Source organism: Actinomadura sp. 1N219 (assembly GCF_044326405.1).
Classification (GTDB): domain Bacteria; phylum Actinomycetota; class Actinomycetes; order Streptosporangiales; family Streptosporangiaceae; genus Spirillospora.
This window is the reverse complement of sequence record NZ_JBIRAY010000006.1, coordinates 217,870-232,614: the sequence shown is the minus strand read 5'-3', so window position 1 is coordinate 232,614 and position 14,745 is coordinate 217,870. Positions and strand designations below refer to the sequence as shown.

Sequence of the window (14,745 nt, the reverse complement as noted above, 5' to 3'; positions counted from 1 at the left end):
TGAACCAGAACGAGAGGAACCACTGATGGCAGCGCAGAGGCGTGGCGGCGGTCAGGGTGGCGACCGTCGCGATCGCCGCGACGACCGCCGCGGTGGCGCCGACAAGGGCCAGTCGTACATCGAGAAGGTCGTGGCGATCAACCGTGTCGCCAAGGTCGTCAAGGGCGGGCGTCGCTTCAGCTTCACCGCCCTGGTGATCGTCGGTGACGGCAACGGCACCGTCGGCGTCGGCTACGGCAAGGCCAAGGAGGTGCCCGCGGCGATCGCCAAGGGCGTCGAGGAGGCCAAGAAGCACTTCTTCAAGGTCCCGCGGATCCAGGGCACCATCCCGCACCTGGTGCAGGCGCGGGACGCGGCGGGCGAGGTCCTGCTGCGTCCGGCGAGCCCCGGCACCGGCGTGATCGCGGGCGGCCCGGTGCGCGCGGTGCTGGAGTGCGCCGGCATCCACGACGTGCTGAGCAAGTCGCTGGGCAGCGACAACGCGATCAACATCGTGCACGCCACGATCGCCGGCCTGAAGGCGCTGAAGCGTCCGGAGGAGATCGCGGCCAAGCGCGGCCTGCCGATCGAGGACGTCGCCCCCGCGGCGATGCTGCGGGCCCGCGCCGCGGGCAGTGAGCCCAGGGCGGAGGCCGCGAGCTCATGACCCAGCTGAAGATCACGCAGACCAAGTCGGTGATCAGCGAGAAGCAGAACCAGCGTGAGACGCTGCGCACCCTCGGCCTGAAGAAGATCGGGCAGAGCGTCGTCCGCGAGGACCGCCCCGAGGTGCTCGGCATGATCCGGACGGTGGCGCACCTGGTCACCGTCGAGGAGGTCGACTGAGATGGCTGATCTCTCCAAGGACGACGCGCCGGAAGCGGGCGGCACTCCGCTGAAGGTGCACGACCTGCGTCCGGCCCCCGGCTCGAACCGCCGCAAGGTCCGCAAGGGCCGCGGCGAGGCGTCCAAGGGCAAGACCGCGGGCCGCGGCACCAAGGGCACCAAGGCCCGCGGCACCGTGCCCGTCGGCTTCGAGGGCGGCCAGATGCCGCTGATCCGCCGGGTGCCGAAGCTCAAGGGCTTCAAGAACCCGAACCGGGTCGAGTACCAGGTCGTGAACCTGGACAAGCTCGCCGCGCTCTACCCCGAGGGCGGCGAGGTCACGGCGGACGATCTGGCGGCCAGGGGCGCGGTGCGCCGCGGCCGTCCGGTCAAGGTCCTCGGCACCGGCGAGATCTCCGTCGCGGTTCAGGTGAAGGCGCACGCCTTCTCCGGCACCGCGAAGGAAAAGATCGCCGCGGCCGGTGGAACCGCCGACGAGCTGTAAGAAGGACCACGTCAGATGCCGGGGCCGCTCTCGCCAAGCGCCCGGGGCCGCAAGGCCGCCGGGACTGGTGGGACGGCCCCGGTCGCTTCTGCTGTTAGAGTCACACCGGCGGCGTTCCGCGTGAGATTGCACACTCCCGCCTCTCACCCGGTATTCTCCGCCCGACGTCATGGACCTGTAACCGGCCCCTCGGCGGCCATGAATTCGCCAGTCACGCAGGAGGAATGGTGCTGACCGCTTTCGCTCGGGCTTTCCGTACGCCTGACCTGCGTAAAAAGCTTTTGTTCACGTTGTTCATCATCTTGGTGTTCCGGCTGGGGTCGATCATCCCGACGCCGAACGTGAACGTGAAGGTGCTGAAGGAGACCGCCGACGCGGCCAAGGAGAGCAACAACCTCTACGGCCTCGTCGACCTGTTCAGCGGCGGCGCGCTGCTGAAGCTGTCGATCTTCGCGCTGGGCATCATGCCGTACATCACGGCGAGCATCATCCTGCAGTTGCTGACGGTGGTGATCCCGCGGCTGGAGGCCCTCAAGAAGGAGGGCCAGGCCGGCACGACGAAGATCACCCAGTACACCCGTTACCTGACGGTCGGGCTGGCGATCCTGCAGGCCACCGGAATCGTCGCGATGGCGAGCACCGGGCAGCTGTTCCAGGGCATCTCCGGGAGCGGCGACATCCTGTACGAGACCGGCGTCTTCCCGATCATCACGATGGTGATCTGCATGGTCGCGGGCACGTCGGTCATCATGTGGCTGGGCGAGCTGATCACCGACCGCGGCGTCGGCAACGGCATGTCCCTGCTGATCTTCACGCAGGTCGTCGCGGTCTTCCCGGCCCAGTTCTGGAGCATCTACAAGGCCAAGAACGGCTTCGTCTTCGCGGTGGTGCTGCTCGTCGGCCTCGCGATCATGGCGGGCGTGGTGTTCGTGGAGCAGGCCCAGCGGCGCATCCCCGTCCAGTACGCCAAGCGCATGGTCGGCCGCCGCATGTACGGCGGGACGTCCACCTACATCCCGCTGAAGGTGAACCAGGCCGGCATCATCCCGATCATCTTCGCCTCGTCGCTGCTGTACCTGCCGGTCCTCGCGACCCAGCTGTGGCCCGACACGAAGTGGCTGCAGAAGGTCCAGCCCTACCTGCAGCAGGACAACCCCTGGCACATGGCGATCTTCTTCGTCTTCATCATCTTCTTCACCTACTTCTACGTGGCGATCACGTTCAACCCCACTGAAGTAGCCGACAACATGAAGAAGTATGGTGGATTCATCCCAGGTATCCGTCCTGGTCGGCCGACCGCCGAGTACCTCGACTTCGTGCTGACCCGGATCACCACACCCGGTGCGCTTTACCTGGGGCTCGTGTCACTGATCCCGATGGTGGCGTTCGCACTCCTGAACGCGACCTCGGAGTTCCCCTTCGGCGGTGCGAGCATCCTCATCATCGTCGGCGTCGGACTGGATACCGTGAAGCAGATCGAGAGTCAGCTCCAGCAACGCAACTACGAGGGCTTCCTTCGGTAGATGCGTATCGTCCTGGTGGGCCCCCCGGGTGCGGGCAAGGGGACGCAGGCCCAGTTCATCGCATCGCATCTGTCCATCCCGAAGATCTCGACAGGTGACATCTTCCGCGCCAACGTGAGCGGCGGCACCGAGCTCGGCCGGCAGGCCAAGCAGTACATGGACCGCGGCGACCTGGTGCCCGACGAGGTCACGATCGCGATGGTGCGCGACCGGCTCGCCGAGGACGACGCCCGCGACGGGTTCCTGCTGGACGGGTTCCCGCGCAACGTCCCGCAGGCGGAGACGCTGAAGAAGATCCTCGCCGAGTGGGACGCCAGGCTCGACATCGTGCTCGAGCTGGTCGTCGACGAGGACGAGGTCGTCCGGCGGCTTTCGGGCCGCCGGACCTGCGACCGGTGCGGGCGGATCTGGCACGTCGACTTCGACGACAAGCAGGACGACATCTGCGACGACTGCGGCGGCCACCTCTTCCAGCGCGACGACGACAAGGAACAGGTCGTCATGCACCGCCTGGAGGTCTACAAGCACGACACGGCCCCGCTCGTGCAGTTCTACGCCGACGAGAACATCCTCGTCGGCATCGACGCGACGGGCCCGGTCGAAGAGGTCACCAAACGCGCCCTGACAGCGCTGCGCCCTTTGGAGAAGTGACGGGCCCGCGGAAGCGGGCCCGGCCCGCCGGTGTTCAGGGGGAGAGATGTTCAAACGGCGCAGGCTTGAGATCCAGCTGAAGACCGCGGAGCAGATCGAGTTGATGCGCGCGGCCGGGCTCCTGGTCGGCCGCACGCTGGAGCTGCTCCGCGACGCCGTGAAGCCCGGGATCACCACCCTCGACCTGGACGCGCTCGCCGAGCGGCACATCCGCGACAACGGCGGCGTCCCGTCGTTCAAGGGCTACCACGGCTTCACCGGGACGATCTGCGCGTCCGTCAACGAGGAGATCGTGCACGGCATCCCGCGGGCCGGGAAGGTGCTCGCGGACGGCGACGTCGTCTCCATCGACTGCGGCGCGATCGTCGAGGGCTGGCACGGCGACGCGGCGATCACCGTCCCCGTCGGGGAGATCACCGCGGAGCGGCGGCGGCTCCTGGAGGTCACCGAGGCGTCCCTGTGGCACGGTCTCGCGGCCGGGCGGGCCGGGGCCAGGCTGACGGACATGTCGCACGCGATCGAGGCTCACATCCGCTCTCAGGGCGCCTACGGCATCGTCGAGGGCTACGGCGGGCACGGCATCGGCACCGAGATGCACATGGACCCGCTCATCCCGAACCACGGGCCGGCCGGGCACGGGCCCGTCCTGGAGCCAGGGATGTGCTTCGCGGTCGAGCCGATGGTGAACCTCGGCGCCAAGGACACCGTGGAGCTGGACGACGGCTGGACGGTCGTCACCGTCGACGGCCGCGCGTCGGCGCACTTCGAGCACACGTTCGCGGTCACGCCGGACGGCCCGCGCGTCCTGACGGCGCTGGACGAGGGCGAGGAATGGCTCGGCAGGCTCGGCGTCGTCCAGAATGAAACCGAGACCTCGTCCTGACGAGCGGAGGAACCATGGCGCCGAACCCGGACCTAAGGGCCTCGGACGCCGATCGCGACCGGGTGGCCGAGAGCCTGCGGGAGCACTGCGCCGAAGGCCGGATCACCATGGACGAGCTGCAGGAGCGGCTCGACGCGGTGTACGACGCGAAGACCCTCGGGGATCTCCAGGCGGTCACCTCCGACCTGCCGGAGGAGGACCTCTACCAGCTCCCCGTCCCGGCGGCGCAGCCGAAGAGCACCGCCTCGCCCGCCGTGCGCCGGTCGTCGAGTGACCTCGAACTCCAGCGGATACGCGCGATGTGGGGCGCGTGGGCGGTCGTCGGGGGGATCAACCTCGTCATCTGGCTGATCCTGACGGTGCAGGGGTCCGGGGCGGTCTACCCCTGGTGGATCTGGGTGGCGGGCCCGTGGGGCGCGCTCCTGCTCCTCCGCACCGTCCTCGGCCGCCACCGGGACGGCTGACCGCCCCTCACGACGGCCCGCGGCGGCGGGCGGTCACTCCACGTCCATGAGCGGCCGGTAGTTCCCGGTCGGGGCGAAATGCGTGGTCGCCGAGCCGTCCGTCCCGATGAGGTGGATGGCGAACCCGGCGGGCTCCCCGGTGACGGCCGCGCGGCCCTGCGACGTGAGGTCGAGGAACAGCTGCCGGTAGGTGCTCGGGCAGGTGGTGCTGACGGTCCCCGCCAGCGACCCGACCGACGCGCGGTGGACGTGCCCGGAGATCACCCGCACCACCTGCCGGTGCCTGGCGATCACCGACGCGAACCCGGCCGGGTCGACGAACCGCAGGTCGTCGATGAACCGCATCCCGATCGGGAACGGCGGATGGTGCGTGGCGATGACCGTCGGGGTGTCGGGCGCGGCGCCGAGCGTCCCGTCGAGCCACGCGAGCCGCTCCTCGCTCATGTGCCCGTGGGCGTGGCCGTCCACGGTGGTGTCGCAGCAGACGAGCCGCACGCCGGCCACGTTCACGGCGTACTGCACGGGCGCCTGCGGGACGGTCCCCGTGTCGGTCACCTCGTGGTGGTCGTCGAACACCTTCCGCATCTCGTCGCGGTCGTCGTGGTTGCCGCACATCGGGTAGACGGCCATCGGCAGCGGCGACAGCAGCGCGTGGAGCCGGGCGTACTCGGCGTGCCTGCCGCCGTCGGCCAGGTCGCCGGTGATGACGACGGCGTCCGGCCGGGCCGGCAGCGAGAGCAGGCTCGACACCGCCGCCCGCAGCGCGCGCACCGGTCCCGAGCCGTCGTCCACCTCGCCGTCCCGTCCGGCCGCCAGGTGGATATCGCTCAGCTGCGCGATGATCGCCATCGATCGTCTCCCCCTTGCCCAAGCACATCACGGACCTTCGGTTCAGGCGCCACCGGCACGGCACCGGGACGATCTTCGCCCCCGTCGGCCCGGACTGTCGACTCGGGGCGCCACCTGCCGCCCGTCCGGTTCCGGCGCCCGTCACGCAGAGGCATGCCGCCCCGACCCTGGGCAAGGGCATCGCGGGCATTCGTGCTCTCAGGGCCCGGAAACGGCGGCTTACGCGACGTGCGGGATCACCAGGGAGAGGGCGGAGGTGACCTCTTCGGCGGCGGGCGCCACGTCGGGGACGACGTCGCGGAGCGCGAGCCAGCCGTTGATCGCCTGGACGGTCGGCTTCGCCTCGACGAGCTGCGGGTCGTCCAGCCCGTAGTAGGCGGCCACCTTGGACCAGCGCCACAGCCGGTGCCCGGCCGTCGACATCTCCGAGGAGGGGAAGCCGGCCGCGCCGCGGGAGCCGGTGATCGCGTGCCGGACCGAGTCGAGGGACCGTCCGACCCGCTCGGCGATGTCGCGGATCGTCAGCAGCGGGTCGGCCTCGACCTGCATGGCGTGCACGCCGGGCGCGCTGCCCTCGACGTGCTCCACCACCTCCATGATCGCCGCGGCGAGGGTGGCGGCCGGCCAGGAGCAGGACGCGTTGCCCGGACGGTCGGCGTGCTGCGGCTCGCTGATGATCGACACCGTGACGGCGCCGTGGGTGCGGCCGAACAGCGGGTCCAGCTCGTCCTCGTAGAGGGGACGGCTCAGGATCAGCGCGAAGTCATAGCTCGGCATGCTGATCCTCCTCGAACGTATCTCTCCTGAAAGGTACAACGCGCACGCGATGTATGCTTGGGTCGGGAGGAGTCTCCGGACCCGTGTCATGCGCTGATTTCGCATTGGACGGCCGGTTGACGTAGACTCCTTAGTCGGTCCGTCGCCGACCGTCTGATTCCCCTTCCTGACGCCTTCCGCGTCGCGGTGTGGATTGTGGATTGCGGTCGATTCTCCTCCGGGAGCCGGGCCGAGTCCAATGAGCCGATCAGCGAAGCGCGGAGGACATGCCCAAGAAAGAAGGGGCCATCGAGATCGAGGGCACCGTCATCGAGTCCCTCCCGAACGCCATGTTCCGGGTCGAGCTCGACAACGGGCACAAGGTGCTCGCCCACATCAGCGGCAAGATGCGGATGCACTACATCCGGATCCTGCCGGACGACCGCGTCGTTGTGGAGTTGAGCCCCTACGACCTCACGCGCGGTCGGATCGTCTACCGCTACAAGTGAATCCCACTGGGGTTGCCTTCCCCGTGCGTGGCGGCGCGGGGGTGACCCTGATCTCTAGGAGACCCAGTGAAGGTCAAGCCGAGCGTCAAGAAGATCTGCAAGAACTGCCGGATCATCCGGCGGCACGGCCGGGTCATGGTCATCTGCTCTGACCCGCGCCACAAGCAGCGCCAGGGCTGACACAGGCCCGGCGCGGCACAACAGCTAGCGCATCGCAACCTTCACACGGGCAGCCGTACGACCGTCGAAAGATCGGTTCGTGCGGCACCGCCGTGTGAGGACCACCCCCGGATCGTCGGAGGCCGGGGCCGCCACCCGGGCAGGGTGTTCGCGGACGCGATGCGTCCATACCTCCGCGCAACGAAAGGGAACTGCCCACATGGCACGCCTCCTCGGCGTCGACCTCCCGCGCGAAAAGCGCCTGGAGGTCGCTCTCACCTACATCTTCGGCATCGGCCGGACGCGTGCGCTCGAAACCCTCGCGGGCACCGAGATCAGCGGCGACATGCGGGTGCACCAGCTCGGCGACGACGAGATGGTGAAACTCCGCGACTGGATCGAGACGAACTACAAGATCGAGGGCGATCTTCGCCGCGAGGTCCAGGCGGACATTCGCCGCAAGATCGAGATCGGGTGCTACCAGGGCATCCGGCACCGCCGCGGGCTCCCGGTGCACGGTCAGCGCACGCAGACCAACGCGCGCACCCGCAAGGGCAAGAAGAAGACCGTGGCCGGCAAGAAGAAGGCCGGCAAGAAGTAGTCCGGAGTCGGTCCTCCGGATCGATGACCTCAAGAGTAGAGAGAGCAGATGCCTCCTAAAAGCCGTGTCGGCGCGAAGAAGGTGCGCCGCAAGGAAAAGAAGAACGTCGCTCACGGGCACGCCCACATCAAGAGCACGTTCAACAACACGATCGTCTCGATCACCGACCCCAACGGCAACGTGATCTCCTGGGCCTCGTCCGGCCACGTCGGCTTCAAGGGCTCCCGCAAGTCCACGCCGTTCGCCGCGCAGCAGGCCGCCGAGGCCGCCGCCCGGCGCGCGATGGAGCACGGGATGCGCAAGGTCGACGTCTTCGTGAAGGGCCCGGGCTCGGGCCGCGAGACCGCCATCCGGTCGCTGCAGGCGACCGGCCTCGAGGTGGGCTCGATCCAGGACGTCACGCCCGTTCCGCACAACGGCTGCCGCCCGCCGAAGCGTCGCCGGGTCTGAGGCAGGGGAGATCTAGAACAATGGCTCGTTACACCGGTGCGGACTGCAAGCTCTGCCGCCGCGAGAAGATGAAGCTGTTCCTCAAGGGCAGCAAGTGCGAGGGCCCCAAGTGCCCGATCGAGATCCGTCCCTACCCGCCGGGTGAGCACGGACGCGGCCGGCCGAAGGAGACCGAGTACCTGCTGCAGCTTCGCGAGAAGCAGAAGGCGCGGCGCATCTACGGCGTGCTGGAGCGGCAGTTCCACAACTACTACGTCGAGGCGAACCGCCAGCAGGGCAAGACGGGCGAGAACATGCTCGCCCTCCTGGAGCGCCGCCTCGACAACGTGGTCTACCGCGCGGGCTTCGCCAAGTCCCGCGACATGGCCCGCCAGCTCATCCGCCACGGCCACATCAGGGTCAACGGCAGCAAGGTCAACATCCCGTCGGCGCTGGTGACCGAGGCCGACATCGTCGACGTCAAGCCGAAGTCGCTGGAGATGGTCCCGTTCCAGGTCGCCAAGGCCGAGGTCGGCGACCGTCCCGTCCCGGCGTGGCTCGGGGTGGACGGCGAGAAGATGCGCGTCCTCGTGCACTCGATGCCGGTCCGGCAGCAGATCGACGCTCCCATCCAGGAGCAGCTCATCGTCGAGTACTACTCGAAGTAGGAACTCGGCTCCGCCGGGGTTCCGCGGTCTTTTCCGTGGGATCCCGGCGAATCGGGGAACACTCACAGTCGCGGTAGTCAAATAGCGGGCACCGCGGAAAGAAGGCACCACCATGCTCATCGCTCAGCGTCCGACTCTCACCGAAGAGCAGGTCGACGAGTACCGGTCGCGGTTCACCATCGAGCCGCTGGAGCCGGGCTTCGGCTACACGATCGGCAACTCGCTGCGTCGCACCCTGCTCTCCTCGATCCCCGGTGCGGCCGTCACCAGCATCCGCATCGAGGGCGTCCTCCACGAGTTCTCCACCGTCCCGGGGGTGAAGGAGGACGTCACCGACATCATCCTGAACCTCAAGGAGCTCGTCGTCTCGTCCGAGCACGACGAGCCCGTGGTCATGTACCTGCGCAAGCAGGGCCCGGGCGAGGTCACCGCGGCCGACATCGCGCCGCCCGCGGGCGTCGAGGTGCACAACCCCGACCTGCACATCGCCACCCTGAACAACAAGGCCAAGCTGGAGATGGAGCTGACGGTCGAGCGCGGCCGCGGCTACGTCTCCGCCGCGCAGAACAAGCAGCCGGGCCAGGAGATCGGCCGGATCCCGATCGACTCCATCTACTCGCCCGTGCTGAAGGTCACCTACAAGGTCGAGGCGACCCGCGTCGAGCAGCGCACCGACTTCGACCGCCTCATCCTGGACGTGGAGACCAAGCAGGCGATGCTGCCGCGCGACGCGGTCGCGTCCGCCGGCAAGACCCTCGTCGAGCTGTTCGGGCTGGCCCGGGAGCTCAACGTCGAGGCCGAGGGCATCGACATGGGCCCGTCCCCGACGGACGCGGCGCTCGCCGCCGACCTGGCCCTGCCGATCGAGGAGCTGAACCTCACCGTCCGCTCCTACAACTGCCTGAAGCGCGAGGGCATCCACTCGGTGGGCGAGCTCGTCGCCCGCTCCGAGCAGGACCTGCTCGACATAAGGAACTTCGGCGCCAAGTCGATCGAAGAGGTCAAGCAGAAGCTCAACGACATGGGCCTGTCGCTGAAGGACTCCCCGCCCGGGTTCGACCCGAGCGCGGCGGCCGACAGCTACAGCGACGACGACCAGAGCTACGCCGAGACCGAGCAGTACTAGAAACCCGATCCCGGACGGCCGGGGGCGCGTCCCCCGGCCGTCCCGGGACCAGCTGACACCGGTACCTGACACGGCCGGTGCAGGAAGGAAGACCAATGCCCAAGCCCACCAAGGGCGCCCGCTTCGGCGGCAGCCCCGCCCACCAGCGCCTCATCCTGGCGAACCTGGCCACGGCGCTGTTCGAGCACGGCCGCATCACCACGACCGAGGCCAAGGCCCGCCGGGTGCGTCCGCTGGCCGAGAAGCTCATCACCAAGGCCAAGCGAGGCGACCTGCACAACCGCCGCCTGGTGGCCCGGACGATCCGCGACAAGGGCGTCGTGCACGAGCTCTTCACCGAGATCGCGCCGCGCTTCGAGAACCGGCCCGGCGGCTACACCCGGATCACGAAGATCGGCCCTCGCAAGGGCGACAACGCTCCGATGGCCGTGATCGAGCTGGTCCAGGAGCAGATGCCGTCCGTCACGACCTCCAAGGCCGCGTCCACGACCAAGGCCGCGCCCGCGAAGGCGAGCGAGGACGTCGACCTTCCCGCCGAGGACGAGGTGACCCTCAGCAAGGCCGAGGACACCGAGTCCGAGGAGGCGGAGGCCGGCGACACCGGGGCCGACGCCGAAGCGAAGAAGGACGAGTAGCGTCTAGCTAGCTACAGACCGTCGGTCTTGCACCCCCGTGCACGGGGATGATCTGACCCCTTGGCTAATCCATTAATGGTCTAGGCCGACATGATGGTTTGGGTCCGCCGTCCGGTACAGGACGGCGGGCCCTCTTCTTTGCCAGACTTGATCGCATGGTCATGGCAGGCGGGCGAGCATTCGCAGGGGAGCGTGTCAGGGGGGTTCCCGTAGGGCGGGGCGGCTCATCGGGAGAACGGACGGGGAGTGACAGAGAAGGACAGCTCAGCTGACATGACCGCTTTGGTACGACTCCGGCTCGATATCTCCTATGACGGGTCGGACTTCGCGGGCTGGGCGAGGCAGCCGAACCAGCGGACCGTCCAGGGCGTCATCGAGGACGCGCTGGCCCGCATGCTGCGCCTGGACCCGCCGCCCATGCTCACCGTCGCCGGCCGCACGGACGCCGGCGTCCACGCCCGGGGCCAGGTGGCGCACCTGGTGGTGCCCGTCGCCGCGTACTCGGCGATCAACGGGACGATGCCGCGGCGGCTCGCCGGGCTGCTGCCGCCCGACGTGCGGGTGTGGCGCGTGTCCATCGCCCCGGAGGGGTTCGACGCACGGTTCTCCGCCCTGTCCCGCCGTTACGTGTACCGGGTGTGCGACAACCCCGTCGGGGTGGAGCCGCTGCGCCGCCACGACGTGCTCTGGCATCCGCGTCCGCTGAACCTGGCCCGCATGAATGATGCCGCGCGGCGGTTGCTGGGCGAGCAGGACTTTGCCGCCTACTGCCGAAGGCGGGAGGGTGCGACGACCATCCGGGAGCTGCTGCGCTACGAGTGGGCCCGCGACGACCGCGACCCGCATCTGGCGCTCGCGACCGTGGAGGCGGACGCGTTCTGCCATTCGATGGTCCGCGCGCTGGTCGGGGCGCTGCTGATGGTCGGGGACGGGCGGCGCGAGGTGGAGTGGCCCGCCGAGGTGCTCGCGGCGCGCGTCCGTGACTCCGGTGTGAACGTGGCGCCCGCGCACGGGCTGTCGCTTGAGGAGATCCGTTACCCGGAGGACGACAGCATGGCCAAGCGCGCTCAGGAGACGCGCCGCGTCCGGACGCTCAACGCCGCCGCGGCCGCGGAAGCCGCAGCGGCGGAGGCGGCAGCGGCGGAGGCGGCAGCGGCGGCTGGAGAAGGCTCCGACGCCTCGTCCGAACGGGGAACGTCCTAGCGGAGGCGGACGCGGGCCTGGGTCAGCTTCCGGCGCGGGCCACGATCGGGCGGAGGTCGTAGTCCAGGAACTGCTGGGCGGCCTGCCTGATCGTCTGGTCGCCGGGCTCGGCCTTCTTGCCGTTCGCCCACTGGACGTAGGCGTAGGCGACGTACCGTCCGCGGACGGTCACGGCGGCGTATCCGCCCGCACGGTCCAGGCCGGGCGCGTTCTTGCCGCCCATGCCGCGGAACCACTCGTACTTGGCGGGGTTCCCGGCCTTGCTGATCGCGAGCGCGGCCGCGTTCGTCGGCATCACCGCGATGCCGGACGTGACGGCGAGCGAGCTCCCCCGGTCGATGTACGTCGCGCGGACGATCTTGCGGCACCGCTCGCGCTCCAGCGCCGCGAGCATCGCGCCCCTGGCCGCGTACGACGGCTCGCGGTTCAGGGACCAGCGCTCGCGGGTGTAGGTCCGCCCGCCGAGCTTGATGACCTCGGTGGGGAACACGTCGCGGAACGCCAGGTCCTTGGTGTCGCTCTTCTCGTTCGTGATGTCCACGGGCGTGGACGGGACGGCGGTGCCCGGCGGGGTGCCGGCCGGCGTGGACGTCGCGGCGGGAGACTCGACGGCCTGGCCGCCCTTGCCCTCGTCGCCGCTGGAGCCCGTCCCGCCGATGACGAACAGACCGGCGGTGACGGCGAGGACGGCCGCCGCGCCGCCGCCGATCAGCAGCGGCCTGCGCCTGCTTCCGCCGCCTCCGCCGCGATGTGAGGGGCGTCCGGGCGGCGGTGGGGTGTCGATCGGGGCGCCGCCCTCGGCGTGGTAGACCGGCGTGATCACCTGGGCCTGCTCGGCGGTCGCCGCGGCGTCCGGGGCGTTCCCGGTGTTCCCGGCGGCCTCGGTCTGCTGCGGGAACGGTCCGCTGCCGGTGGGCGGCTCGACGCCGGGCGGCAGGATCGCGTCCGGCACGAGAACCGGCGCCAGCGACGCGGACGACGCGTTCTCGGCCTGCTTGGCCTTCTCGAACGCGGGGTCCGCCTCGCGCGGCGCGAGCGGGTCCGTGCCGGTTTCCTGGGCGGGTTGCTGTTCTACGGGAGCGTTCACAACGGTCTCCTCCGGTGCGGCATCGTCCGCCGGACGCGCTGGCGCGTCCGCACGGACGGGCGCGTCCTCTGGACGGACGGGCGGGAAGCCGTCGGGATCGGTGTCGCCGCCGGCGGGCGGACGCTTCACGATCGGCGCGGCGGGCACGGCGCGGCGGGAGTCGACGCTGGGGACGCCGACTCCGGCGACGAGCGTCCCGGGCGGGACGTCGGTGATCTCAGATCCGGCCGGACGTTCCTCGGCGGGCACAGCGCCGAAGACGATCTCCTCGGACGCGGCCTCGGCCTCGGCCTCGCGCTCGGGCTCGTCCGCCGGTGTTTCCATTGCGGCTCGTCCGCCCGCTGTGGCGGGGACGTCTTCGGCGGGCGTGTCCTCGGCCTCGGCGGGCGGGGCCGTGTCGGCGGACTCGGCGGCCCACCAGGGGGCCTCCAGGCCGAACGCGGGCGGCCTGATGGAGCCGCGCGGCGCGTCCTCCGCGCTCGCGTCCTCCGCGATCGAGGCGTCGGAGGGGGCCGCTTCGGCGGAGGGCGCGTCGGCGGGGGGCGGCCCGGCGGCCGGGGGGACCGCGCCGCCGAAGCTGGGCGGCACCGAGTCGGCGGGGACGTCGGACGTCCCCGCCTGCTCGGCGGACTCCCGGGTGTCTCTAGGTCCAGACATAGGCAGAGAGGGTATTCAAACGGGTCACTTTTGGAGGGGTTTGCCTTCGGTTTCTCTGTAGTGCAGGGCGAGGGCCAGGTTGCTGCCCTTCACCATCTGCGTACCGAAGACACGGACGGCCGCATGGTACTTGCTCGCGATCTTCTTGCCGTCCGGCCGCTGCACCCATGTCATGACCAGGTAGTGGCCGCGCGCCTGGGAGGTGCCGAGCGCCTCGCCCTTGCCGTTGGTCTTGGAGACGCCCGTGCCGGGCAGCGCCAGCAGGAAGGCGTCCTTGGCGGCGGCGGCCTTGACGGCCTGCTCGGCCGCGGCCTGGTCCTCGAGGTTGAACACACCGACGGTGCCGATGAGGGAGCCGGTGGAGAGCGCGTACGTGGCCCGGAGCGCCTGCGTGCAGCCGCCCTTCTTGAGGACCTTGTCCAGCTTGACGCCGCCCGCGACCCCGGTGCAGTTCTTCGTCGACGCCGCGGCCGTCCGGACGTAGCGGTACTTGCCCGCCTTGAACTTCCCGTTGCCGAAGACCTCCTTGAGCGTCAGCGGCTTCGGGTCGGTCGTGCGGCTCTGCAGCTTCACCGGCGCCAGGACGGGCTGCGGCGGGCTCGGGGTGCCCTGCGGCTGCTTGGACTCGGCGGCCTTGGGCGACGCCGGTTCGGAGTCGTCCTTCAGCGCCGACGACAGCGCGACGCCGCCGCCGATGAGCAGGAGCCCGGCGACCGCCGCGCCGCCGATGACGAGCGGCAGGCCGCGGCGCCGCTCGGGCGGGGTCGGCCCGCCACGGGAGGGACCGCCGCCGGACGGCCCTGGCGGCATGCCCTCGTAGGCCCCGTAGGACTGGTCCGGCGGGAAGGAGGGGGGCGCGTTCCCGGCGGCGGGCTCGTCGGCCCACGCGGCGGTCTGATCCGCCGCCCCGCCGTACGGCTCGCCGCCGACCTGCTCGTTCCCGTACGGCTCGTTGCTGAAGGACTCGTTGCCGTAGGACTGGTTGCCGAAGGATTCGTTACCGAAAGGCTCGTTGCCGAACGGCATCGCACCTGGCCCCTCCTCGCGCGGTGCGAAGGGGGCTTCGTCGTTGTCGTGGCCGTACGGCGGCGCTTCGGCTCCGGGTCCGTACGGCGCGTGCGGCGGCTGATGATGAGGGGACCAGCCGCCGGGCTTGCCTTGATCGCCCGGATAACCCATGGCTTGGACCTTACCGTTCCTCGTTCAGGGCTCTGGACCTTCGCGACACCCACCATG

At 69.8% G+C, this 14,745-nt stretch carries 19 protein-coding genes; 15 read left to right on the top strand and 4 right to left on the bottom strand.

Going from position 1 to position 14,745, the window contains the following annotated elements:
• Nucleotides 1-25: 25 nt before the first annotated feature.
• The 7 genes from rpsE to ACH35V_RS20680 all read left to right on the top strand — a co-directional run bounded on the left by rpsE (nucleotide 26) and on the right by ACH35V_RS20680 (nucleotide 4,830).
• Entirely contained in the window at nucleotides 26-646 is a 621-nt protein-coding gene (rpsE, locus tag ACH35V_RS20710) for a 30S ribosomal protein S5 (RefSeq protein ID WP_395974464.1), read from the top strand.
• Nucleotides 643-825 (top strand): 50S ribosomal protein L30, encoded by a 183-nt coding sequence (gene rpmD, locus ACH35V_RS20705; RefSeq protein WP_131963150.1) that lies wholly within the window; start codon nucleotides 643-645, stop codon nucleotides 823-825. Before rpsE ends, rpmD begins: the two co-directional genes overlap by 4 nt.
• Nucleotide 826: 1 nt before the next feature.
• Entirely contained in the window at nucleotides 827-1,309 is a 483-nt protein-coding gene (gene rplO / locus ACH35V_RS20700; protein WP_395974462.1) for a 50S ribosomal protein L15, read from the top strand.
• A 224-nt stretch (nucleotides 1,310-1,533) separates the two neighbouring features.
• The gene (secY, locus tag ACH35V_RS20695; RefSeq protein ID WP_395974460.1) at nucleotides 1,534-2,832 is read left to right on the top strand and encodes a preprotein translocase subunit SecY; all 1,299 of its coding nucleotides are present in this window, start codon (nucleotides 1,534-1,536) and stop codon (nucleotides 2,830-2,832) included.
• Complete coding sequence (locus tag ACH35V_RS20690) at nucleotides 2,833-3,483, top strand: adenylate kinase (protein WP_131963144.1); 651 nt, start codon at nucleotides 2,833-2,835, stop codon at nucleotides 3,481-3,483.
• A 46-nt stretch (nucleotides 3,484-3,529) separates the two neighbouring features.
• A complete protein-coding gene (gene map / locus ACH35V_RS20685) occupies nucleotides 3,530-4,366 on the top strand; it encodes a type I methionyl aminopeptidase (protein ID WP_395974458.1) in 837 nt (278 codons plus the stop codon).
• A gap of 14 nt (nucleotides 4,367-4,380) precedes the next feature.
• Complete coding sequence (locus ACH35V_RS20680) at nucleotides 4,381-4,830, top strand: DUF1707 domain-containing protein (protein WP_395974456.1); 450 nt, start codon at nucleotides 4,381-4,383, stop codon at nucleotides 4,828-4,830.
• Between the two features lie 33 nt (nucleotides 4,831-4,863).
• Here the strand turns inward: ACH35V_RS20680 and ACH35V_RS20675 are convergent, their stop codons facing one another.
• Complete coding sequence (locus ACH35V_RS20675; protein ID WP_395974455.1) at nucleotides 4,864-5,679, bottom strand: phosphodiesterase; 816 nt, start codon at nucleotides 5,677-5,679, stop codon at nucleotides 4,864-4,866.
• 219 nt (nucleotides 5,680-5,898) lie between these two features.
• Entirely contained in the window at nucleotides 5,899-6,456 is a 558-nt protein-coding gene (locus ACH35V_RS20670) for a hypothetical protein (protein ID WP_395974453.1), read from the bottom strand.
• Between the two features lie 266 nt (nucleotides 6,457-6,722).
• On the opposite strand from ACH35V_RS20670, the gene infA reads away from it, so the two are divergent.
• The 8 genes from infA (at nucleotide 6,723) to truA (ending at nucleotide 11,765) form a co-directional block, all read left to right on the top strand.
• Complete coding sequence (gene infA / locus ACH35V_RS20665) at nucleotides 6,723-6,944, top strand: translation initiation factor IF-1 (RefSeq protein WP_018657567.1); 222 nt, start codon at nucleotides 6,723-6,725, stop codon at nucleotides 6,942-6,944.
• Nucleotides 6,945-7,010: 66 nt separating this feature from the next.
• On the top strand, nucleotides 7,011-7,124 hold the full coding sequence (rpmJ, locus tag ACH35V_RS20660; RefSeq protein WP_131963138.1) for a 50S ribosomal protein L36: 114 nt from the start codon (nucleotides 7,011-7,013) through the stop codon (nucleotides 7,122-7,124).
• 199 nt (nucleotides 7,125-7,323) lie between these two features.
• The gene (gene rpsM / locus ACH35V_RS20655) at nucleotides 7,324-7,704 is read left to right on the top strand and encodes a 30S ribosomal protein S13 (RefSeq protein ID WP_395974451.1); all 381 of its coding nucleotides are present in this window, start codon (nucleotides 7,324-7,326) and stop codon (nucleotides 7,702-7,704) included.
• 48 nt (nucleotides 7,705-7,752) lie between these two features.
• The gene (gene rpsK, locus ACH35V_RS20650) at nucleotides 7,753-8,154 is read left to right on the top strand and encodes a 30S ribosomal protein S11 (protein ID WP_021596710.1); all 402 of its coding nucleotides are present in this window, start codon (nucleotides 7,753-7,755) and stop codon (nucleotides 8,152-8,154) included.
• A 20-nt stretch (nucleotides 8,155-8,174) separates the two neighbouring features.
• On the top strand, nucleotides 8,175-8,801 hold the full coding sequence (gene rpsD / locus ACH35V_RS20645) for a 30S ribosomal protein S4 (RefSeq protein ID WP_395974449.1): 627 nt from the start codon (nucleotides 8,175-8,177) through the stop codon (nucleotides 8,799-8,801).
• 112 nt (nucleotides 8,802-8,913) lie between these two features.
• Nucleotides 8,914-9,927, top strand: coding sequence for a DNA-directed RNA polymerase subunit alpha (locus ACH35V_RS20640; RefSeq protein ID WP_131963133.1), 1,014 nt, complete (start codon nucleotides 8,914-8,916; stop codon nucleotides 9,925-9,927).
• Between the two features lie 95 nt (nucleotides 9,928-10,022).
• The gene (rplQ, locus tag ACH35V_RS20635; RefSeq protein WP_395974447.1) at nucleotides 10,023-10,562 is read left to right on the top strand and encodes a 50S ribosomal protein L17; all 540 of its coding nucleotides are present in this window, start codon (nucleotides 10,023-10,025) and stop codon (nucleotides 10,560-10,562) included.
• 273 nt (nucleotides 10,563-10,835) lie between these two features.
• Nucleotides 10,836-11,765 (top strand): tRNA pseudouridine(38-40) synthase TruA, encoded by a 930-nt coding sequence (truA, locus tag ACH35V_RS20630; RefSeq protein ID WP_395974445.1) that lies wholly within the window; start codon nucleotides 10,836-10,838, stop codon nucleotides 11,763-11,765.
• 22 nt (nucleotides 11,766-11,787) lie between these two features.
• Here truA and ACH35V_RS20625 read toward each other — a convergent pair whose 3' ends face one another.
• Both ACH35V_RS20625 and ACH35V_RS20620 read right to left on the bottom strand, forming a co-directional pair.
• Nucleotides 11,788-13,509, bottom strand: a complete 1,722-nt coding sequence (locus ACH35V_RS20625; protein WP_395974443.1) for a hypothetical protein — start codon at nucleotides 13,507-13,509, stop codon at nucleotides 11,788-11,790.
• 24 nt (nucleotides 13,510-13,533) lie between these two features.
• Nucleotides 13,534-14,688: a hypothetical protein gene (locus ACH35V_RS20620; protein WP_395974441.1), complete on the bottom strand. Its 1,155-nt coding sequence runs from the start codon at nucleotides 14,686-14,688 to the stop codon at nucleotides 13,534-13,536.
• Nucleotides 14,689-14,745: the final 57 nt, after the last annotated feature.